This window comes from Enterobacter sp. ZOR0014, assembly GCF_000798855.1.
Lineage (GTDB): Bacteria > Pseudomonadota > Gammaproteobacteria > Enterobacterales > Enterobacteriaceae > Enterobacter > Enterobacter kobei.
This window is the reverse complement of record NZ_JTLF01000227.1, coordinates 1-21351: the sequence shown is the minus strand read 5'-3', so window position 1 is coordinate 21351 and position 21351 is coordinate 1. Positions and strand designations below refer to the sequence as shown.

Sequence of the window (21351 nt, the reverse complement as noted above, 5' to 3'; positions counted from 1 at the left end):
TTAAACGCTTTTTGACAACATTTTTCTGTGGGTATGGATCGACATCACGATCCCAAACCCGGCCATCAACACGATCAGTGCCGAGCCTCCGTAACTGACCAGCGGCAGCGGTACGCCTACTACCGGCAGAATACCACTCACCATACCAATATTTACGAAGACATAAACGAATAAAATCAGCATCAATCCGCCTGCCATGACGCGGCCGAAGGTGGTTTGCGCCCGGGCGGCAATCCACAATCCTCGCATGATCAGCAGCACGTAGAGCGCGAGCAAAATCAGGATACCAACCAGCCCCAGCTCTTCAGCCAGTACCGCAAAGATAAAGTCGGTGTGACGTTCCGGTAAAAATTCCAGCTGCGACTGGGTACCGTGCAGCCAGCCTTTACCGCGCAGGCCGCCGGAGCCAATCGCAATCTTGGACTGAATAATATGATAGCCCGCACCGAGCGGGTCAGTTTCCGGGTCGAGAAGCATCATAACGCGCTGGCGCTGGTAATCATGCATCAGGAAGAACCAGAGGATAGGGATAAACGCCGCAATCAGCACCACAGCGATACCAATCAGACGCCAGCTTAAGCCCGACAGGAAAAGGACAAACAGACCGGAGAGCGCGATAAGGATCGAGGTGCCGAGGTCAGGCTGCGCAGCAACCAGCAGCGTCGGCAGGAAGATCAGCACCAGCGCGATCGCGGTGTTTTTCAGCGACGGCGGACAGACATCACGGTTGATAAAGCGCGCCACCATCAGTGGGACGGCAATTTTGGCAATCTCCGAGGGCTGGAAACGAACAACGCCCAGATCCAGCCAGCGCTGCGCCCCTTTTGAGATGGCGCCGAACGCGTCTACTGCCACCAGCAAAATAATACAGAAGATATAGAGATAGGGCGCCCAGCCTTCATAGACGCGCGGTGGGATCTGCGCCATCACCACCATGATGACCAGACCCATCGCGATCTGGCCGATTTTGCGTTCCATCATACCGATGTCCTGGCCACTGGCGCTCCAGATAACCAGGGCGCTGTAAACCAGCAGAGCCAGCAGGATCAGCAGCATGGCTGGGTCGATGTGGATTTTATCCCACAACGATTTTTTGTTTGGATTATCCGTCATGATTATTGGTCCTCCGCCGCAGCGGCGGCCGGGTTTTCAGCCGGCAGTTCGGTGTTGTTATCACCCAGCATAATGTGGTCGAGGATTTGGCGCATGATGGTCCCTACCGCCGGGCCAGCGCCGCCGTTTTCCAGAATCATCGCCACCGCCACCTGCGGGTTATCGTAAGGGGCAAATGCCGTCATGAGCTTATGGTCACGCAGACGTTCAGCAATGCGGTGTGCGTTATAGGTTTCGTTGGCTTTCAGGCCAAAGACCTGCGCCGTACCGGATTTTGCAGCCACTTTATACGGCGTTCCGGCGAAATATTTGTGCGCAGTACCGTTCGGACGGTTTGCTACGCCGTACATACCGTCTTTCGCGATTTCCCAGAAGCCGGAATGAATGTCACCTACGGGCGCTTCATGGGGCTGTACCCACGGCACCTTTTTGCCGTCTTCAACGGTGCTTTGCAGCAGATGCGGGACTTTGACCACGCCATCGTTAATGAGGATCATCATCGCTTTGTTCATCTGAATCGGCGTTGCGGTCCAGTAGCCCTGGCCGATACCCACCGGAATGGTATCACCCTGATACCACGGCTTCTTAAAGCGCTTCAGCTTCCACTCGCGCGTCGGCATGTTGCCGGATCGCTCCTCTGAAAGGTCGACGCCGGTGTAGTGCCCGTAGCCGAACTTGCTCATCCATTCTGACAGGCGGTCAATCCCCATGTCATAGGCGACCTGATAGAAGAAGGTATCCGCTGACTCTTCCAGAGATTTGGTCACGTTCAGATGGCCGTGGCCCCATTTTTTCCAGTCGCGATAGCGTTTTTCAGACCCGGGTAGCTGCCACCAGCCCGGGTCAAACAGGCTGGTATTACGGTTGATGACACCCGCACTCAGCGCCGAGACCGCCACATACGGTTTCACCGTAGATGCCGGCGGGTAAACGCCTTGCGTGGCGCGGTTGACCAGCGGCGTATTGGGATCATTCAGCAGGCCGGAATAGTCTTTACTGGAGATGCCGTCAACAAAAAGGTTCGGGTCATAGCTAGGCATGGACACCATAGCCAGAATTCCCCCGGTACGCGGATCGGTGACCACGACGGCGGCGCGACTGCCCGCCAGCAGGGTTTCAATATACTGCTGCAGTTTGAGGTCGAGAGTCAGATAGACGTCATGCCCCGCCTGAGGCGGAACTTCTTTCAGCTGTCGAATGACGCGGCCACGGTTGTTAACCTCAACCTCTTCATAGCCGGTCTGTCCATGCAGGACATCTTCGTAGTAGCGTTCGATCCCGAGCTTGCCGATATCGTGCGTCGCGGCATAGTTCGCCAGCTTGCCGTCTTTATCAAGGCGGTCAACGTCTTTGTCATTAATCTTGGAAACGTAGCCAATGACGTGCGTCAGCGCGGAGCCGTAAGGATAGTAGCGACGTTTGTAACCCTTCACTTCCACGCCGGGGAAGCGGTACTGGTTCACCGCAAAACGGGCCACCTGAACTTCCGTCAGATTGGTTTTCACCGGAATGGAGGTAAAGCGGTGGGAACGGGCGCGCTCTTTTTTGAAGGCTGCGATATCGTCATCGTTGAGATCGACAACGCCTCTTAGCGCCTCCAGCGTGTCCTGAACATTATCGACCTTTTCCGGCATCATCTCGATTTGATAGATGGTGCGGTTTAGCGCCAGAGGGGTGCCGTTACGGTCGTAGATAATGCCGCGGCTGGGCGCGATAGGCACCAGCTTGATGCGGTTTTCGTTTGAACGCGTCTGGTAATCGGTAAAGCGGACGATTTGCAGATTATAAAGGTTGGCGATCAGCACGCCGGTAAGCAGCAAAATCCCCGTAAAGGCGACCAGTGCCCTGCGCACAAACAGCGCGGACTCAGCCGTATAGTCGCGAAAAGAATTCTGTAGTTTCATCCGCTGCTTAATCTACCCTGGTCAGTCATTACTCGCGGTGATAGGGGTGGTTGGTAGTAATGCTCCACGCGCGATACAGACTTTCTGCCACCAGGACCCGAACGAGCGGGTGGGGCAGCGTCAGCGCGGAGAGAGACCAACTTTGTTCTGCTGCCGCTTTGCAGGCAGGGGACAACCCTTCAGGTCCGCCAATCAGCAGACTAACGTCACGGCCATCCTGCTTCCAGCGCTCCAGTTCGTGCGCCAGCTGCGGCGTATCCCAGGGTTTACCCGGAATATCGAGGGTGACGATGCGGTTCTTGCCAGCGGCAGCCAGCATCAGTTCGCCCTCTTTATCGAGAATACGTTTAATATCCGCGTTCTTACCGCGCTTCCCGGCAGGGATCTCCACCAGTTCGAACGGCATGTCTTTTGGAAAACGACGCAGATATTCAGTAAAACCGGTTTGTACCCAGTCCGGCATTTTGGTGCCGACGGCGACCAGCTGCAACTTCACGCATCAACCCCAGAGTTTTTCCAGCTCATACAGGCGACGGCTCTCTTCCTGCATGACATGGACAATCACATCGCCGAGGTCAACCACCACCCAGTCAGCGGTCGCTTCACCTTCAACGCCAAGCGGTAACAGTCCTGCTGCACGCGATTCCTGAACCACATGGTCGGCAATCGAAACAACATGACGCGTAGACGTCCCGGTGCAGATAATCATGCAGTCGGTGATACTGGATTTACCCTTAACGTCGATAGCGATGATGTCCTGACCTTTCAGGTCATCAATTTTGTCGATAACAAAATCCTGGAGTGCTTTACCCTGCAAGTTTTCCCCCTGGGTGAATAAGATGGTGCAACTATGAATTTGTAGCCAGACAGTATACCTGAACTGGCGCCCTTGTCGGGACAAATGTCACCGGCCGGGATTTTGAAGGCGGGTATCATCCCACCCTCCGCCAGAGATTGCATCGCCATTTTTGTAAAACAATTTCTGTAAAGCAATGACTGGCGGGAAAGTCTGGCAGCGGAGGATAACAGTATGGCTTAACCTGTCAAGGCAGGAGAATCAATAAGCCGCTTTTTATGACGCCTGACTAAACATCTGCGCTTTTCTGATACAACCCGTGCGTATGAATATACGCCAGCACCGGGGCAGGCAGCAGATCGTCACACGTTAAACCGTGTTGTAAACGCTCACGAATAAGGGTGGCGGAGATATCGAACCACGGGGTTTCCGCCAGATAAATCTTCCCGGCGGGCTGGTTGTGAAGATCCTCTACGTTATCGGTAAGATGGTCTTCAAGCCACTGCTGATACTGCTCTTCACGCATGGTCAGCGGATAGCCTGGGCGGCGGCAAACGAGCAGGTGGCTGTTCTCCAGAATGGTTTCATACTTGTGCCACGTGGGAAAGTTGAGCAGAGAATCCTGACCAATGATAAACGCCAGCGGCTGGTCAGGCCCTTGCTCAGCTCGCCACTCCTGCAGCGTTTGCGACGTCCACGAGGGGGTGTCGCGACGCAATTCCCGTTCATCAAGCCTGAAAAGCGGTTTATCCGCAATGGCAAGCGTTAGCATCTCTTTTCGCTGCTCGCTGGTTGCCTCAGGCTGAGGGCGGTGCGGCGGAACGTTATTGGGCATAATGGTGACGCGCTGCAGGCCGATCAAATTCGCCAGAATTTCCACCGGCTTAAGATGCCCGTAGTGTACCGGGTCAAAGGTGCCGCCATACAGGGCCTGTAAAGAGTGCATACTATCCATCAATAAATACGTCAGCCAGCGCCTTGTGGCAGAGCAGCAGGGAAAGGCTTTCCAGCTCCGCCCAGACCGACTGGCCGTAATCTTGTTTTAAGGTGAGCTCAGCGCACATCAGAAGCTGGACAGCCTGACGAAGCTGTTCATGGCTCAGGCGGTTGACGGCCTCGGTGGTCATTGCGCGGCGATTTTGCCATACCCGGTGTTTATCAAACAGCGCGCGCAGCGGCGTATGGGCAGACTGTCGCTTGAGCGTAATCAGCAGCAACAGTTCACGCTGCAGCGTACGCAGCAGAATAACGGGCTCGCTGCCTTCCAGGCGCAGCTGCTGAAGGATATGCAGGGCGCGTTTACTTTTCGCGGCCAGCAATGCATCCACCCAGTGGAACGGCGTGAAGTGCGCGGCGTCATTAACGGCCTGCTCGACGCGGGGGAGTGTCAGTTTGCCATCCGGCCAGAGCAGGGAGAGTCTGTCCAGCGCCTGTGCCAGCGCCAGGAGGTTACCCTCATAGCAGTAGCAGAGCAGTTGATTTGCCGCATCATCCAGCTGAAGGTTGTTCTGCTTTGCTCTTGCGGCCACCCATTTTGGCAGATGCGCCTGCTCAGGTGTCTGACAGGTAACCAGCACCGCGTGGGTCGCCAGTTGAGTGAACCACGCGGCATTTTCCTGCGCTTTGGTGAGCTTATTGCCGCGGACAATTAACAGCAGATCGCTGTGTAACAGGCTCACCAGAGTGGCAAGCTGCTCATTGATGGCCGCGTTAGGGCCGTTTTCTGGCAGCAGGATCTGAATTGTCTGACGCGACGCGAAAAGGCTCATCGCCTGACAGAGTGAGAAGAGGGCGTCCCAGTCGGTATTGTTATCCACCTGGACGGTATGGTGTTCATCAAAGCCCTGAGCACCTGCAGTATGTCGCACGGCATCCAGGCTTTCCTGCAGCAGTAAGGGATCGTTTCCAAGCAGCAGATACGCCGCGCGCAGCCCTTCATTGAGCTGCGCGCGGAGTTGTTCAGGATACAGCCTGATCATCAGTTACCCATAGAGGTAGAAACCGGGGGCGTACTGGCATCCGGTTTTTCAATAATGTCAGAGCCTTCTTTTGTCGACGCGGCAATACCTGGCAGTTTACGGATCAGCTGTTCCGCTGCCTTGTCGTACATTTCGTTGATGATAATCTGCTGTTCGGCATCTTTCGCCAGCGCCGTTTGCGGGTTATCAAAGAACGAACGGTACACTTTTGTGCTGATCGGATAGATGTCTTTACCCGGGATCAGCACGGCTGCGTTAACAGTCATTACCATCTGATACTCTGCGGTACGGCCATCCTGGAAGATAGACGCTGTATCTTTGCTCAGGGTCGTCCCCAGAACGCGGAGAGACGGTACATCCTGGCGCAGCGTGTCTTTCTCAATGAGTTCAACACCGTTCAGGCGCAGCTGGTTACGAACTGCCCGGCTGAATGGGCCATTCGGATCTGATGAGTCGAAAATCATCGTTTTCATCTCAGCAGGCACTGCCGTGGTATTGCGCAGGTGCCAGCCACAGCCAGCGGTGACAAGCACCGCCAGTGATAAGAGTATTGTTGCCAGTTGTCGCACGTTTCCTCCCGCGCTTAGCCAACGACCAGATTGAGCAGTTTACCGGGTACGTAGATCACTTTACGTACGGTAACGCCCTCAAGATATTTCGCGACCAGAGGTTCCTGGCCTGCACGCTCGCGAACCTGTTCTTCGGTTGCGTCGACCGCCACGGTAATTTTACCGCGCACTTTGCCGTTGACCTGGACTACCACCAGCGTGGTGTTTTCCACCATTGCTGCTTCGTCCGCAACCGGCCACGGCGCGTTGTCGATATCGCCTTCGCCTTTCAGTTCCTGCCACAGAGTAAAGCTGACGTGTGGCGTGAACGGGTTCAGCATGCGAACGACGGCCAGCAGCGCTTCACGCATTAAGGCACGATCCTGCTCGCCATCCTGCGGGGCTTTCGCCAGCTTGTTCATCAGTTCCATAATAGCCGCAATTGCGGTATTGAAGGTCTGACGACGACCAATATCATCGGTGACTTTTGCAATTGTTTTATGAACATCACGACGCAGCGCCTGCTGATCTTCCGTCAGGGCAGCAGCGTTCAGCGCCGGAGCATCACCCTGTGCGGTATGTTCGTAAACCAGTTTCCAGACGCGTTTCAGGAAGCGGTTCGCGCCTTCAACACCGGATTCCTGCCACTCCAGCGTCATGTCAGCCGGAGAGGCAAACATCATGAACAGACGCACGGTATCTGCACCGTAACGCTCAACCATCACCTGCGGGTCGATACCGTTGTTTTTCGACTTGGACATCTTGCTCATGCCGGTATAAACCAGCTCATGACCTTCAGCGTCTGTCGCCTTCACGATACGGCCTTTCTCGTCGCGCTCTACGATCGCGTCCACCGGAGACACCCAGTTACGCTCGCCGTTCGCGCCAACGTAGTAGAAGGCATCAGCCAGCACCATGCCCTGACACAGCAGCTGTTTGGCTGGTTCGTCAGAATTCACCATGCCAGCATCGCGCATCAGCTTGTGGAAGAAGCGGAAGTAGAGCAGGTGCATGATGGCGTGTTCGATGCCACCGATGTAGATGTCTACCGGCAGCCAGTAGTTGGCCGCGTCAGAATCCAGCATGCCTTCCTGATACTGCGGACAGGTGTAGCGTGCGTAATACCAGGAAGACTCCATAAAGGTGTCAAAGGTGTCGGTTTCACGCAGCGCAGGCTGGCCGTTAACGGTGGTTTTCGCCCACTCAGGATCGGCTTTGATCGGGCTGGTGATGCCGTCCATGACCACATCTTCCGGCAGGATCACCGGCAGTTGATCTTCTGGCGTCGGCATCACGGTGCCGTCTTCAAGGGTCACCATTGGAATTGGCGCGCCCCAGTAACGCTGACGGGAAACGCCCCAGTCGCGCAGACGGAAGTTGACTTTACGCTCACCTACGCCCAGCGAGGCCAGCTTGTCAGCGATGGCATTGAAGCCCTCTTCGAAGCTCAGTCCGCTAAATTCGCCGGAGTTGAACAGGGTGCCTTTTTCGGTCAATGCCTGCTCAGACAGGTCGGGTTCAGAACCGTCTGCGGCCAGGATAACCGGCTTAATGGTCAGGCCATATTTGGTGGCAAACTCGTAGTCGCGCTGATCGTGTCCCGGAACGGCCATCACCGCACCGGTGCCGTATTCCATCAGCACAAAGTTCGCCGCCCAGACAGGAATAGCTTCACCCGTCAGCGGGTGAATCGCTTTAAAGCCGGTATCAACGCCTTTTTTCTCCATCGTCGCCATGTCGGCTTCAGCCACTTTGGTGTTGCGGCATTCGTCGATGAAAGTTGCCAGTTCCGGATTGTTCTCTGCCGCTTTCTGCGCCAGCGGGTGACCTGCGGCCACGGCCAGATAGGTCGCCCCCATAAAGGTGTCCGGACGGGTGGTGTAGACGGTCAGCGTTTGGTCGTAGTTCTCAACGTTGAAGGTAATTTCCACACCTTCAGAACGGCCGATCCAGTTGCGCTGCATGGTCTTAACGGTGTCAGGCCAGTGATCCAGTTTATCCAGATCGTTCAGCAGTTCGTCAGCGTAAGCGGTGATTTTGATAAACCACTGCGGGATCTCTTTACGCTCAACCTTGGTGTCACAGCGCCAGCAGCAGCCGTCGATAACCTGCTCGTTCGCCAGAACGGTCTGGTCATTTGGGCACCAGTTAACTGCAGACGTCTTCTTGTACACCAGGCCTTTTTTGTACAGCTCAGTGAAGAATTTCTGCTCCCAGCGGTAATATTCCGGGGTGCAGGTCGCCAGCTCGCGGCTCCAGTCATAGCCGAAGCCCAGCATTTTGAGCTGGTTTTTCATGTACGCGATGTTGTCGTACGTCCATGGTGCCGGTGCCGTATTGTTTTTTACTGCTGCACCTTCTGCCGGCAGGCCGAACGCATCCCAGCCGATAGGCTGCAGCACGTTTTTGCCCAGCATACGCTGGTAACGGGCGATCACATCACCAATGGTGTAGTTACGCACGTGGCCCATGTGTAGTCGACCAGAAGGATAGGGAAGCATCGACAGGCAGTAATACTTCTCTTTGCTCTCGTCTTCGGTAACTTCAAAGGTGCGCTTCTCGTCCCAGTGTTGCTGGACTTTTGATTCTATCTCTTCCGGGCGGTATTGCTCTTGCATGGCAGCCAGTGGTCCTGTTTTTAATACAGCTACAAATGTAGCCAATGGATGTGGTAATTCAGATCCGCATAGCATAGCCCAAACGTCCGCGTCAAAACAGCCTTTCGCACAAAAGCACTTTGCAGGAATTTACCGGGTCTGTGCTTCACCTGACAAAGCGGCGGTGAAATAAGGTCTATTATTAGAGTTAGTTACTTACCCGGGAGGCAAAATGATGAACAAGGTTGCTCAATTTTACCGCGAGCTGGTGGCGACACTGACGGAGCGGCTGCGTAACGGCGAGCGTGATATTGATGCGCTGGTCGAACAGGCGCGTGCCCGCGTGACGCAAACGGGTGAGTTAACGCGAACCGAAGTGGAAGAGGTGACGCGTGCGGTACGTCGTGACTTGGAAGAGTTTGCGCGCAGCTATCAGGAGAGCCAGGAAGAGGTCTCGGACAGCGTGTTTATGCGGGTGATCAAAGAGAGCCTGTGGCAGGAGCTGGCGGATATCACCGATAAAACGCAGCTTGAGTGGCGCGAGGTGTTTCAGGATTTGAACCATCACGGTGTGTACCACAGCGGCGAAGTGGTAGGGTTGGGAAATCTGGTGTGTGAGAAATGTCATCACCACATCGCGGTGTATACGCCGGAGGTGCTGCCCTTATGCCCGAAATGCGGTCACGACCAGTTCCAGCGCCGGCCGTTTGAGCCCTAGGTAAAAGCAAAACGGCAACCCTGTTGCCGTTTTTAGTGTTTGCTCCCTCTCCCCGTGGGAGAGGGTTGGGGTGAGGGCATCAGGCCGCAGAATAGTAAGCCAGTCTCTCCGCCAGCAAATCTACAAACGCTTCCCGGTCGATATCCACCATCACCGCAGTATTCGGCTCGTTCCCCATCAGCGAGTAGTAATCCACCACCGTCATTCCCTGGGTATATTTCCCCTGTGTTTCCACACCAACCCAGCGGTCAACCGTGGTAAACATCTCAGGTTTCAACAGCCAGGCAATCGTGCACGGGTCATGCAGCGGTGCGCCATGGAAGCCCCATTTCTCGGCTTTGTGGTACTCCATAAAGAAGTCGAGCAGTTCTGCCACAGTCGTTGCCACCGGATTACCCACAGAGCGGAAGCGTTCAATATCGTCTGCCATAATTTGGGCCCGATGCGTCACATCCAGCCCCGCCATCACAATCGGCAGACCGGACTGGAAAACGCTCTCTGCGGCTTCAGGGTCAACATAGATATTGAACTCCGCGGCTGGCGTCCAGTTTCCGAGCCCCATTGCGCCGCCCATGATGACGATCCGGGCGATTTTACCGTGCAGTTCTGGATGGCTGTTAAGCAGCAATGCCACGTTCGTCTGCGGACCTGTAGCCACCAGCGTCACGGGCTCTGCACTTTCGCGCAGCACCTTCGCCATCAACTCAACGGCGGTGCAGCCTTGTGGCGCGAAGCCCGGTTCCGGCAGTTCAGGGCCGTCCAGTCCACTTTCGCCATGAACGTTATCCGCAATGATCAGCTCGCGCATCAGCGGTTTCACGGCCCCGCCAGCGACAGGAATATCGGTGCGTTTGAGCAGGGTCAGCATGCGCAGCACGTTGCGCAAGGTTTTATCCGGCGTCTGGTTTCCGGCGGACGAAGTAACCGCTTTTACGTCCAGTTCAGGGGAGGCAAGAGCGAGGACGAGAGCAATGGCGTCATCATGACCCGGATCGCAATCGAGAATAATAGGCTGTGCCATAGCGTTCTCCATACGTAGCGTTATTTTGTGACAAGGTTAACGCTGCAATGTGACGCCGACGAGAACAAGAGCGCGAAAGCGTGAGGCAGTGCGCAATCCGCAGATTGCGCACTGAGAAGATTAATGCAGGATTTTGGCGAGGAAATCTTTTGCACGTTCGGATTTCGGGTTCGCGAAGAACTCTTCTTTCGGCGAGTCTTCCACGATCTTCCCTTCGTCCATAAAGATGACGCGGTTGGCCACTTTACGGGCGAAGCCCATTTCGTGCGTCACCACCATCATGGTCATCCCTTCGTGCGCCAGCTCGACCATAACGTCGAGCACTTCGTTAATCATCTCTGGATCGAGTGCCGATGTTGGCTCATCAAACAGCATTGCCACCGGATCCATACACAGCGCGCGGGCGATCGCGACACGCTGCTGCTGACCACCCGAAAGCTGCGCCGGGAACTTATCGGCATGTGCAGAAAGCCCAACGCGCTCCAGAAGCTTAAGGCCTTTCTCACGCGATGCTTTTTTATCGCGCTTAAGCACTTTCACCTGCGCCAGCGTCAGGTTCTCGATGATGGAGAGGTGAGGGAACAGCTCAAAGTGCTGGAACACCATACCAACGTGAGAGCGAAGCTGGGCAAGGTTGGTTTTTTTGTCGTTCACTTTGGTGCCGTTAACAACAATTTCGCCCTGCTGCACAGGTTCCAGACCATTAACGGTTTTGATCAGCGTGGACTTACCGGAACCGGACGGGCCGCACACTACCACCACGTCGCCTTTTTTCACTTCCGTGGAGCAGTCGGTCAGCACCTGAAAGTGCCCATACCATTTAGAAACATTTTTCAGGGAAATCATTATACCGTCCTTTTCTTCAGCCAGCTGACCAACAGCGACGCGCTTAAACTAATCACAAAATAGACCGCGCCCGCGAAGAGCACCATCTCGACCTGCGTACCATCACGTTCACCGATGGTTGACGCGGTACGGAAGAAGTCTGCCAGACTCAGGACATACACCAGCGAGGTATCCTGGAACAGCACAATGCCCTGGGTCAGCAGGAGCGGAACCATGGCGCGAAACGCCTGCGGCAGAATAATCAGCTGCATGGACTGCCAGTGCGTCATCCCCAGCGCCAGCGCGGCGCTGGATTGCCCGCGGGAGATGCTCTGAATGCCCGCGCGGATAATCTCTGAGTAGTAAGCGGCCTCAAACATCGAGAACGCCACCATCGCCGAGATCAGGCGGATATCGGTTTTTGGTGACAGCCCCAGGACGTTTTGCAGAAAGCCGGGAACAATCAGGTAAAACCACAGCAGCACCATCACCAGCGGGATGGAGCGGAAAACGTTAACGTAGGCGGTCGCAAACCAGGCGAGCGGCTTAAAGCTCGACAGGCGCATCACCGCCAGCAGGGTGCCCCAGACGATACCAATGATGATGGCAATAACGGTGATTTTTAAGGTAATCACCAGGCCATCCAGCAGGTAAGGTAAGGAAGGAACGATAGAACTCCAGTCAAATTCGTACATTATTTGCCCCCCAGATTGCCCGGCAGGCGTACTTTGCGTTCAACCAGGTTCATCACCAGCATGATGAAAGCGTTAATCAGAACATACGCGAGCGTGATCGCGGTGAAGGATTCCCACGCGTGAGCGGAGTAATCCAGCAGCTTGCCCGCCTGGGCCGCCATATCGACCAGGCCGATAGTGGAGGCGATGGCCGAGTTTTTCACCAGGTTCATCATCTCCGAGGTCATCGGTGGCACGATAACGCGGTAGGCATTAGGCAGCAGCACGTAGCGGTAGGTTTGCGGCAGGGTCAGACCCATCGCCAGACCCGCATTTTTTTGTCCGCGGGGTAATGACTGAATGGCGGCACGCACCTGCTCACAAACGCGCGCAGCGGTAAACAGCCCCAGACACATCATGGAGGAGACAAAGAACTGCACATTTGGATCCAGCTCCGACTTGAACCACATGCCAATATTTTCCGGCAGCAGTTCCGGGATAACCAGATACCAGGTAAAGAATTGCACGATGAGCGGAACGTTACGGAACAGTTCCACATAGAGAGTGCCCAGTGTTGAAAGAAAACGGTTAGGGACGGTGCGCAGAATACCGAACAGCGAACCGACAAGAAACGCGATAATCCACGCTGTTATCGATAGTGCCACGGTGACCTGGAAGCCGCTCCACAGCCAGCCAAGATAGGTGGTGTTGCCGAACGGGGCTTGTTGCAGGAATATGCCCCAGTTCCAGTCTATTGACATAATAAACTCCAGAAAAAAAAGGGTAGCAGCGCTACCCTCGAAGATTGGTGAGAAGCTCATTTTTCGCGCTGAGTGGGGAACGACCACTCAACGTATAGTCTGTCCATGCTTCCCGACAATCGAGAGGGCAGGAGATCCCGCCCCTGTTGTTCTAATTAGTTAAGAGCCTTGTCATTTGGAGATTTGAACAGCGCTTTCATGTCATCAGACAGTTCAAAGTTCATGTTGAGATTTTTTGGTGGAATCGGGTTCTTGAACCATTTGTCGAACCATTTTTCCGCTTCGCCGGAAGTCTGTACCTGGGCGATAGTGTCATCGATCAGCTTCTTGAACTGCGGATCGTCTTTACGCAGCATGCAGCCGTAAGCTTCTTTTGACTGCGCGGTGCCGACGATATCCCAGTTGTCTGGTTTCTTCGCTTTCGCACGCTCACCCGCCAGCAGGGCATCATCCATCATAAACGCGACGGCACGGCCACTTTCCAGGGTACGGAAGGAGTCGCCATGGTCTTTCGCGCTGATGATGCGCATATCCATTTTCTTCTCGTCGTTCAGCTTGTGCAGCAGCACTTCTGAGGTGGTACCGGACGTTACGACGACCGCTTTGCCTTTCAGGTCAGCAAAATCTTTGATATCACCGCCTTTCTTCGTCAGCAGACGGGTGCCCACGACGAAGATGGTGTCAGAGAAAGCGGCCTGTTTCTGGCGCTCGAGGTTGTTGGTGGTAGAGCCACACTCAAAATCAAAGGTGCCGTTTTGCAGCAGTGGAATACGGTTCTGTGAAGTGATTGGGATCAGCTTCACCTGCAGGTCAGGTTTGTTCAGCTTTTTCTTCACAGCTTCAACGATGGCGTTGGAGTAATCCTGTGAATAGCCCACGACTTTTTGCGTGTTGTCGTAGTAAGAGAACGGGACGGAAGATTCACGGTGGCCGACCACGATGACGCCGTTTTTGGCAATCTTGTCGAGAGTACTGCCTGCTGCCGGAGCATCTTCAGCGTGAACCACGCCGGCAGACATTCCCATAACCAGCATTGCTGTGGCCAGTTTACGTAATTGCATACCCAACTCCTTTCTTATCAGCGCCAGTGACGCATTGATACCCATTGTGATGTTGTTATATCTCGCGCGATGCGAGTGCAGTGTTATGCAAGCTTGTTAACATTTAGTCTGGCTTAATGTAAAGATTTTGCTGCGTTATTGTTTATTTTTGCGAAGCGCGCCGCACCATTCAGAGGCAAATATCTCCCGTTGCACCGTTTCGGTGCTACCGATGATCTACGCTGGTGCGACAAGGTTGCACGTTAAGCCAAACTGCGTTTGCGTGAATATACAAAGCAACAGGCGTGCCAGATTTGGCACTGGAAGGAATTTGTCGGGTGGCGGCTACGCCTTACCCGACCTACGGGAGTCAAAATGTAGGCCGGGTAAGCGTTAGCGCCACCCGGCAACAGAAGGTAAGATTAGCGACGACGCTGACGCAGGCTCATCAGCACGGCACCGAAACCGAACAGCGCGGTCAGGATCCACAGCGGCCAGTTACCGGTGCGCGCATACGGCGTCAGGCCGGTGGTTGGTGTGACTTTTGTGGTCAACACCTCACGGGTGAACTGCGGGATCATGGCCTGGATTTCACCCTGTGGACCAATCACGGCGGTGATGCCGTTGTTGGTGCTGCGCAGCAATGGGCGCGCCAGCTCCAGAGAACGCATACGCGCCATCTGGAAATGCTGCCACGGGCCGATAGATTTACCGAACCACGCATCGTTGGAGATGGTCAGCAGGTAGTCGGTATCCGGGCGGAAGTTATCGCGAACCTGCTCGCCGAGAATGATTTCGTAGCAGATGGCCGCCGTCAGGGCAAGGCCGTGCGCATGCAACTGGGGCTGTACGTACGGGCCACGGCTGAAGGAGGACATCGGCAGATCAAAGAACGGCGCCAGCGGGCGCAGAATTGACTCCAGCGGAACAAATTCACCAAACGGCACCAGGTGGTTCTTGTTGTACCGATCCGTGGAGTTGTAGCTGTATTCGCTGTCTTTGCCGAGCGTAATGATGGTGTTGTAGGTGTCATAACGGTTCTGCTGATTCAGACGCGCATCGACAATCCCGGTAATCAGCGTGCTGCCGCGAGCCAGCAGCAAGTCGTTCATCATGTTCAGGAACGGCTGCTGATTGATCTCCAGATCGGGAATGGCGGATTCCGGCCAGATGATCAGCTGCGATTTACCCATCACCTCTTCGGTGGCGTTGGCGTAGATCTTCAGCGTGTTCAGCAGCTCTTTTTCATCCCACTTCATAGATTGCGGGATATTTCCCTGCACCATAGAAACCTGCATGGTGCGCTCAGGCTCAGGCGTGAACCACTGGATATACCGCAGCGGGAAGGGCAGGGCAAACAGCACCAGCGCCACGGCCAGCGGTTTCCAGCAACGCGTGACCAGCGCCAGGATCAGCAGGCCGCTGACCACCATTAGCAGGAAGTTGATTGCCTCAACGCCCATGACCGGGGCCAGGCCTTTCAGCGGGCCATCAATCTGGCTGTAGCCGAACTGCAGCCACGGGAAGCCGGTCAGTATCCAACCGCGCAGGAATTCGGTGATTTGCCAGACCACCGGCGCGGCAATGGCGACGCGCAGCCAGGTGGTTTTAGGCCACAGGCGGGAAAGGATCCCTGCGAACAGACCAGTATACAGTGAGAGATATGCCGCGAGCAGGACGACCAGGAAGACGTTAACCGGGCCCGGCATACCGCCAAACTGGGCGATGCTGACGTAGACCCAGTTAATGCCGGAGCCAAAGAGCCCCAGTCCCCAGAAGTAACCGATGGCGGCAGCCTGTACCGGACGCCGGTTCAGGGTCAGACCCTGAAGCCCCATCAGGGAGAGAATAGCCGCAGGCCAGATATCGTAAGGAGAAAAAGCCAGCGTACCGCTGGCTCCGAGTAACAGCGCCAGCAGCAAACGGACGCGCTGGCGTTCAAATAATGGGGCAAATGCCATTTACATTAATCTTCCAGTTTTGGCACCGGTGAGTCGTCCGGCGTTCTGACATGAACCTGTATAATACGGCGGCTGTCGGCCATTGCCACTTTGAACTGGTAACCGTCGATGTCAACGGTTTCACCGCGCGCCGGAAGGTGGCCAAAGGCCTGCATCACCAGCCCGCCAATGGTATCGACCTCTTCATCACTGAAGTGAGTGCCGAAAGCGTCGTTGAAGTCCTCGATCGAGGCCAGCGCGCGCACGGTCCAGGTGTGGCGGCTGAGCTGACGGAAGTCGATATCTTCCTCTTCGTCATACTCATCTTCGATTTCACCCACGATCAGCTCAAGAATATCCTCGATCGTGACCAGTCCGGAAACGCCGCCAAATTCATCAATAACAATCGCCATGTGGTAACGCTGAGAGCGAAACTCTTTCAGCATCCGGTCCACACGTTTACTTTCCGGCACAACCACGGCCTGGCGTAACACTTTTTCCATGCTGAAGGCTTCGGCATCACTGCGCATAAACGGCAGCAGATCTTTCGCCATCAAAATCCCTTCGATGTGATCTTTATCTTCGCTGATGACCGGGAAACGCGAGTGGGCGGATTCGATGATCACATCGAGGCACTCGTCCAGGGTCTGGTTACGTTTCAGGGTGATCATCTGCGAGCGGGGGATCATGATATCGCGAACACGCTGGTCAGCAATGTCCATCACCCCTTCGAGCATTTCGCGCGTATCTTCGTCGATAAGGTCGTTTTGCCCGGAATCACGAATCAGCTCCAGCAGTTCATCACGGTTCTTGGGTTCGCCGTGGAAAAGCTGGTTCAGAATGAGGGAGAAAAATCCCTTTTTAGTGTTTGTCGTGTCGCTACTGTGTGAATTGTCGTCGCTCATGGCGTTTGTTAAGGGTTCTCTTGTTAGTTCAACATTTACCGCCACGCGAATTCCCTGCGCGGCGGCATAGTCGTCAGTAAGTTAACTGACTATTCTTTCTCGGCAATGTACGGATCCTCATAGCCCAGAGCAAGCATTATCTCTGTCTCGAGGGACTCCATCTCTTCCGCTTCGTCATCTTCAATATGATCGTAGCCAAGCAGATGCAGGCTGCCATGCACCACCATATGCGCCCAGTGGGCTTCCAGCGGCTTTTGCTGCTCTTTGGCTTCCTGTTCAACCACCTGACGGCAGATGATCAGATCCCCAAGCAGCGGCATCTCGATACCCGGCGGGGCTTCGAACGGGAAAGAGAGCACGTTGGTTGGCTTATCTTTCCCACGGTAAGTCAGGTTAAGCTCATGGCTTTCTGCCTCATCCACCAGGCGAATCGTCACTTCTGATTCTTCCTGAAACTGGGGGATAACGGCATCCAGCCATTTCTGAAACTGTGCCTCATCTGGCATACCGGAATTGTCTTCACAGGCCAGCTGTAAATCGAGGATCACCTGACTCATTTCTGTTCTTGCTCCTGCGCGTCGCGCTTACGTTCTGCGGCCAGTTCGGCCCTGCGTTTTTGATCCGCCTCTTCCCAGGCTTCATAGGCGTTAACGATGCGCGCAACTACCGGATGGCGTACCACGTCTTCACTGTGGAAGAAGTTAAAGCTGATTTCATCGACTTCGGCCAGCACTTCAATGGCGTGGCGCAGGCCGGATTTGGTGCTGCGCGGCAGGTCGATCTGGGTAACGTCACCGGTAATGACCGCTTTCGAGTTAAAGCCAATACGCGTCAGGAACATCTTCATCTGTTCGATGGTGGTGTTCTGGCTTTCATCAAGAATGATGAACGCGTCGTTTAACGTGCGACCACGCATGTAGGCAAGTGGGGCCACTTCAATCACGTTACGCTCAATCAGCTTTTCGACCTTCTCAAAGCCGAGCATCTCAAACAGCGCATCGTATAAAGGACGCAGATACGGGTCGACCTTCTGACTCAGGTCGCCCGGCAGGAAGCCCAGTTTTTCACCCGCTTCCACCGCCGGACGGGTCAGCAGGATACGGCGGATTTCCTGACGTTCAAGCGCATCCACCGCCGCGGCAACGGCCAGATAGGTTTTACCCGTACCCGCCGGCCCCACGCCGAAGGTGATGTCGTGGTCGAGAATATTAGCGATGTACTGCGCCTGGTTTGGCGTACGCGGCTTAATGACGCCACGCTTGGTCTTGATGTTGATGGCCTTACCGTAGTCCGGCACACTTTCCGCGCTCTGCTCAAGCACGCGCGCCTCTTTAATGGCGAGGTGAATTTGTTCCGGTTCGATATCCTGAATTTCGCCGCGCATCGGGGCGGTATCGACATACAGGCTGCGCAGGATATCTGCAGCCGCATTGACGCAGATAGGGCGTCCGGTAAGTTTGAAGTGATTATCGCGACGATTGATTTCGATACCCAGACGTCGCTCCAGTTGTTTGATGTTGTCATCAAACGGTCCGCACAGGCTCAGCAGGCGAGCGTTGTCTGCGGGCGTTAGGCTGATTTCACGCGTATCTATGTTCAAACTGTTCCTCTTTGATTGGTTAGCTGACCCGCTGCCACCCGGCGTAATAAAACGGTCATTACCGAAATTATTCACGCCATAGAATAAAGGCGCAAGCATTGCAGATGATATTGGGGACGATGAGAGGAAATACAAGGCCTGCCGAAGCGGCAGGCCCGAAGGATTAAGGCTGGTAAATCCCCACGTCAGAATCGTTTTCTTTGCGGGTACGCGAAATGACGGATTCCGGTGACTCGGCAATACGCAGGCCCATTTCGTCTTCAGTGCGGACCACTTTCGCACGCAGTGAGTTGGTGAGCACTTCGACAATCTCAACGTCCACAAATTTACCGATCATATCCGGGGTGCCTTCAAAGTTCACCACGCGGTTGTTTTCTGTACGACCGGAGAGTTCCATAATGCTCTTGCGCGAGGTGCCTTCTACCAGTATGCGCTGGACGGTGCCGAGCATACGGCGGCTCCAGGCGTTGGCCTGCTGGTTGATGCGCTCCTGCAGAATATACAGACGCTGCTTTTTCTCTTCTTCCGGCACATCGTCAACCATATCGGCCGCAGGGGTTCCAGGACGCGCGGAGAAGATGAAGCTGTAGCTGACGTCAAAATTCACTTCACCAATGAGCTTCATGGTGCGCTCGAAGTCATCCGCGGTTTCACCAGGGAAGCCGACAATAAAGTCGGAGCTTATCTGGATATCCGGACGCGCTTCACGCAGCTTACGGATGGTGGATTTGTACTCCAGAACCGTATGCGGACGGCCCATCAGGTTCAGAACGCGGTCAGAGCCGCACTGAATCGGCAGATGCAGGAAGCTCACCAGCTCTGGCGTATCGCGATAGACATCAATGATGTCATCGGTGAATTCCATCGGATGGCTGGTGGTAAAGCGAATACGGTCGATACCGTCAATCGCGGCCACCAGGCGCAGCAGTTCAGCAAAGGTGCCGGTGGTGCCGTCGTAGTTTTCCCCACGCCAGGCGTTAACGTTCTGGCCCAGCAGGTTCACTTCGCGAACGCCCTGCGCGGCAAGCTGCGCGATTTCAAACAGAATATCGTCTGCCGGGCGGCTGACTTCTTCGCCACGGGTGTAAGGCACCACACAGTAAGTGCAGTATTTGTTGCAGCCTTCCATGATGGAAACGAAAGCGGTCGGGCCATCTGCGCGCGGTTCTGGCAGACGGTCAAATTTCTCGATCTCCGGGAAGCTGACGTCAACGACCGGGCTACGATTACCGCGAACCTGGTTGATCATCTCCGGCAGGCGGTGCAGGGTCTGCGGGCCAAAGACGATATCCACATAGGGGGCTCTCTGGCGGATGAGCTTACCTTCCTGTGATGCGACGCAACCGCCCACGCCGATGATCAGGTCCGGATTTTTTCGTTTGAGAAGTTTCCAGCGGCCTAACACGTGGAAGACTTTTTCCTGCGCTTTTTCACGAATTGAACAGGTGTTCAGCAGCAACACGTCGGCTTCTTTCGGATTTTCAGTCAGCTGGTATCCGTGGGTGGTGTCCAGCAGATCGGCCATCTTGGATGAATCGTATTCGTTCATCTGACAGCCCCAGGTTTTTATATGGAGTTTTTTAGTCATCGACTTGCTCAGCTCAGGATTGCAAGCCGCGTATTGTAATGCTTTGGTGGGGTTGTGACCAGTATGAAGGTTATGTGTCTCAGGACCGCAAAAATCCGGTAAACTTAAGGGATTCTCCAATAAGGAAAAATGACCATGACACTCCAACACACCGAAGTTGCCGTTGTCGGCGGCGGTATGGTCGGCGGCGCACTGGCGCTGGGGCTGGCGCAGCAGGGATTTGAGGTAACGGTAATTGAACAGGCTGCACCGCCGGCATTCGATCCCGCCAGCAAGCCGGATGTGCGCATTTCTGCTATCAGCGCGGCGTCAGTCGATCTGCTGCGCGGTCTGGGCGTCTGGGAAACGGTGCAGGCGATGCGTGCGCATCCCTACAGCCGTCTTGAAACCTGGGAGTGGGAAAATGCCCACGTTGCGTTTGATGCTGCGGAGCTGAAGCTGCCGCGCCTGGGCTACATGGTGGAAAACAATGTGCTCCAGCTGGCGCTCTGGCAGGCCCTGGAGGCGCACCCGAAGGTGACGCTGCGTGTTCCTGCGTCACTTAAGGCACTTCATACTCACGAAAACGGCTATTTGCTGACGCTCGACAGCGGTGATGAGCTGGCTGTGAAGCTGGTCGTCGGGGCGGATGGTGCCAATTCTCAGGTCAGACAGATGGCAGGTATTGGGGTACATGCCTGGCAGTATGAGCAGTCTTGTATGCTGATTACCGTCCAGTGTGAGAATTTGCCGGGTGAGAGCACCTGGCAGCACTTTACGCCGAATGGCCCGCATGCCTTTTTACCGCTATTTGATCATTGGGCGTCACTGGTGTGGTACGACAAACCGGCGCGCATTCGCCAGCTACAAGGGCTTTCAATGGAACAACTGCAGCGCGAGATCCTGCAGCACTTCCCGAGCCGTCTGGGGCATATCACACCAGTCGCCGCTGGCGCATTCCCGCTCACGCGACGTCACGCTTTGCAGTATGCCCGTGACGGGCTGGCGCTGGTGGGGGATGCGGCACACACCATACACCCGCTGGCCGGGCAGGGGGTAAATCTTGGGTATCGTGACGTTGACGCGTTACTGGACGTTTTAAGTCATGCGCGCGGGCATGCGGAAGCGTGGTCCAGCCATCAGGTACTGAAGCGTTACCAGACGCGACGTATGGCGGATAATTTTATTATGCAGTCGGGAATGGATCTGTTCTATGCCGGGTTCAGCAATGACTTAGCGCCAGTACGTATTCTGCGTAACATTGGCCTCATGGCGGCGGAACGTGCCGGTGGGTTGAAACGTCAGGCCCTGAAATACGCTCTCGGACTTTAATCGCTGCTTCGACTATTCCCTCGCCATGTTC

General features: G+C 55.1%; 20 protein-coding genes. 2 read left to right on the top strand and 18 right to left on the bottom strand.

Annotated features, from left to right (window positions below; genetic code table 11):
- From mrdB to leuS, 8 genes are all read right to left on the bottom strand, one after another.
- Nucleotides 1-1113 carry a peptidoglycan glycosyltransferase MrdB gene (gene mrdB / locus L977_RS11790; RefSeq protein WP_014882993.1) on the bottom strand — a complete coding sequence of 371 codons (1113 nt, stop codon included), beginning with the start codon at nucleotides 1111-1113 and terminating at the stop codon, nucleotides 1-3.
- A gap of 2 nt (nucleotides 1114-1115) precedes the next feature.
- Nucleotides 1116-3017: a peptidoglycan DD-transpeptidase MrdA gene (gene mrdA / locus L977_RS11785; protein ID WP_045268249.1), complete on the bottom strand. Its 1902-nt coding sequence runs from the start codon at nucleotides 3015-3017 to the stop codon at nucleotides 1116-1118.
- Nucleotides 3018-3045: 28 nt separating this feature from the next.
- On the bottom strand, nucleotides 3046-3513 hold the full coding sequence (gene rlmH, locus L977_RS11780; protein ID WP_003858701.1) for a 23S rRNA (pseudouridine(1915)-N(3))-methyltransferase RlmH: 468 nt from the start codon (nucleotides 3511-3513) through the stop codon (nucleotides 3046-3048).
- A gap of 3 nt (nucleotides 3514-3516) precedes the next feature.
- Nucleotides 3517-3834, bottom strand: a complete 318-nt coding sequence (gene rsfS, locus L977_RS11775) for a ribosome silencing factor (RefSeq protein ID WP_003858696.1) — start codon at nucleotides 3832-3834, stop codon at nucleotides 3517-3519.
- Between the two features lie 268 nt (nucleotides 3835-4102).
- Nucleotides 4103-4768 (bottom strand): nicotinate-nucleotide adenylyltransferase, encoded by a 666-nt coding sequence (gene nadD, locus L977_RS11770; RefSeq protein WP_041163044.1) that lies wholly within the window; start codon nucleotides 4766-4768, stop codon nucleotides 4103-4105.
- Nucleotides 4761-5792 carry a DNA polymerase III subunit delta gene (holA, locus tag L977_RS11765; protein ID WP_045268248.1) on the bottom strand — a complete coding sequence of 344 codons (1032 nt, stop codon included), beginning with the start codon at nucleotides 5790-5792 and terminating at the stop codon, nucleotides 4761-4763. The genes nadD and holA overlap by 8 nt, the downstream gene beginning before the upstream one ends.
- Nucleotides 5792-6361 carry an LPS assembly lipoprotein LptE gene (gene lptE / locus L977_RS11760; RefSeq protein WP_014882997.1) on the bottom strand — a complete coding sequence of 190 codons (570 nt, stop codon included), beginning with the start codon at nucleotides 6359-6361 and terminating at the stop codon, nucleotides 5792-5794. Before lptE ends, holA begins: the two co-directional genes overlap by 1 nt.
- Before the next feature lie 14 nt (nucleotides 6362-6375).
- Nucleotides 6376-8958 (bottom strand): leucine--tRNA ligase, encoded by a 2583-nt coding sequence (leuS, locus tag L977_RS11755; RefSeq protein WP_023338167.1) that lies wholly within the window; start codon nucleotides 8956-8958, stop codon nucleotides 6376-6378.
- Nucleotides 8959-9172: 214 nt separating this feature from the next.
- Here leuS and L977_RS11750 point away from each other — a divergent pair, with 214 nt between their 5' ends.
- Complete coding sequence (locus L977_RS11750; RefSeq protein WP_014882999.1) at nucleotides 9173-9655, top strand: zinc ribbon-containing protein; 483 nt, start codon at nucleotides 9173-9175, stop codon at nucleotides 9653-9655.
- Nucleotides 9656-9734: 79 nt separating this feature from the next.
- Here the strand turns inward: L977_RS11750 and rihA are convergent, their stop codons facing one another.
- The 10 genes from rihA to miaB all read right to left on the bottom strand — a co-directional run bounded on the left by rihA (nucleotide 9735) and on the right by miaB (nucleotide 20009).
- Nucleotides 9735-10676 (bottom strand): pyrimidine-specific ribonucleoside hydrolase RihA, encoded by a 942-nt coding sequence (gene rihA / locus L977_RS11745; protein WP_047625805.1) that lies wholly within the window; start codon nucleotides 10674-10676, stop codon nucleotides 9735-9737.
- A 120-nt stretch (nucleotides 10677-10796) separates the two neighbouring features.
- The gene (locus L977_RS11740) at nucleotides 10797-11522 is read right to left on the bottom strand and encodes an amino acid ABC transporter ATP-binding protein (RefSeq protein ID WP_014883001.1); all 726 of its coding nucleotides are present in this window, start codon (nucleotides 11520-11522) and stop codon (nucleotides 10797-10799) included.
- Nucleotides 11522-12196 (bottom strand): glutamate/aspartate ABC transporter permease GltK, encoded by a 675-nt coding sequence (gene gltK, locus L977_RS11735; protein WP_032637193.1) that lies wholly within the window; start codon nucleotides 12194-12196, stop codon nucleotides 11522-11524. The genes L977_RS11740 and gltK overlap by 1 nt, the downstream gene beginning before the upstream one ends.
- Entirely contained in the window at nucleotides 12196-12936 is a 741-nt protein-coding gene (gene gltJ / locus L977_RS11730) for a glutamate/aspartate ABC transporter permease GltJ (protein ID WP_014883003.1), read from the bottom strand. The genes gltK and gltJ overlap by 1 nt, the downstream gene beginning before the upstream one ends.
- 155 nt (nucleotides 12937-13091) lie before the next feature.
- Nucleotides 13092-13997 (bottom strand): amino acid ABC transporter substrate-binding protein, encoded by a 906-nt coding sequence (locus tag L977_RS11725; protein WP_014883004.1) that lies wholly within the window; start codon nucleotides 13995-13997, stop codon nucleotides 13092-13094.
- Nucleotides 13998-14398: 401 nt separating this feature from the next.
- A complete protein-coding gene (lnt, locus tag L977_RS11720; protein WP_047625804.1) occupies nucleotides 14399-15937 on the bottom strand; it encodes an apolipoprotein N-acyltransferase in 1539 nt (512 codons plus the stop codon).
- Nucleotides 15938-15942: 5 nt separating this feature from the next.
- Nucleotides 15943-16821 carry a CNNM family magnesium/cobalt transport protein CorC gene (gene corC / locus L977_RS11715; protein ID WP_014883006.1) on the bottom strand — a complete coding sequence of 293 codons (879 nt, stop codon included), beginning with the start codon at nucleotides 16819-16821 and terminating at the stop codon, nucleotides 15943-15945.
- Between the two features lie 89 nt (nucleotides 16822-16910).
- Nucleotides 16911-17378: an rRNA maturation RNase YbeY gene (gene ybeY, locus L977_RS11710; RefSeq protein WP_008501052.1), complete on the bottom strand. Its 468-nt coding sequence runs from the start codon at nucleotides 17376-17378 to the stop codon at nucleotides 16911-16913.
- Nucleotides 17375-18421 carry a PhoH family protein gene (locus L977_RS11705; protein ID WP_014883007.1) on the bottom strand — a complete coding sequence of 349 codons (1047 nt, stop codon included), beginning with the start codon at nucleotides 18419-18421 and terminating at the stop codon, nucleotides 17375-17377. The genes ybeY and L977_RS11705 overlap by 4 nt, the downstream gene beginning before the upstream one ends.
- Nucleotides 18422-18584: 163 nt before the next feature.
- Nucleotides 18585-20009 (bottom strand): tRNA (N6-isopentenyl adenosine(37)-C2)-methylthiotransferase MiaB, encoded by a 1425-nt coding sequence (miaB, locus tag L977_RS11700; protein ID WP_047625803.1) that lies wholly within the window; start codon nucleotides 20007-20009, stop codon nucleotides 18585-18587.
- A 135-nt stretch (nucleotides 20010-20144) separates the two neighbouring features.
- Between miaB and ubiF the strand changes: the two genes are divergently transcribed.
- Complete coding sequence (gene ubiF / locus L977_RS11695) at nucleotides 20145-21320, top strand: 3-demethoxyubiquinol 3-hydroxylase (RefSeq protein WP_047625802.1); 1176 nt, start codon at nucleotides 20145-20147, stop codon at nucleotides 21318-21320.
- Nucleotides 21321-21351: the final 31 nt, after the last annotated feature.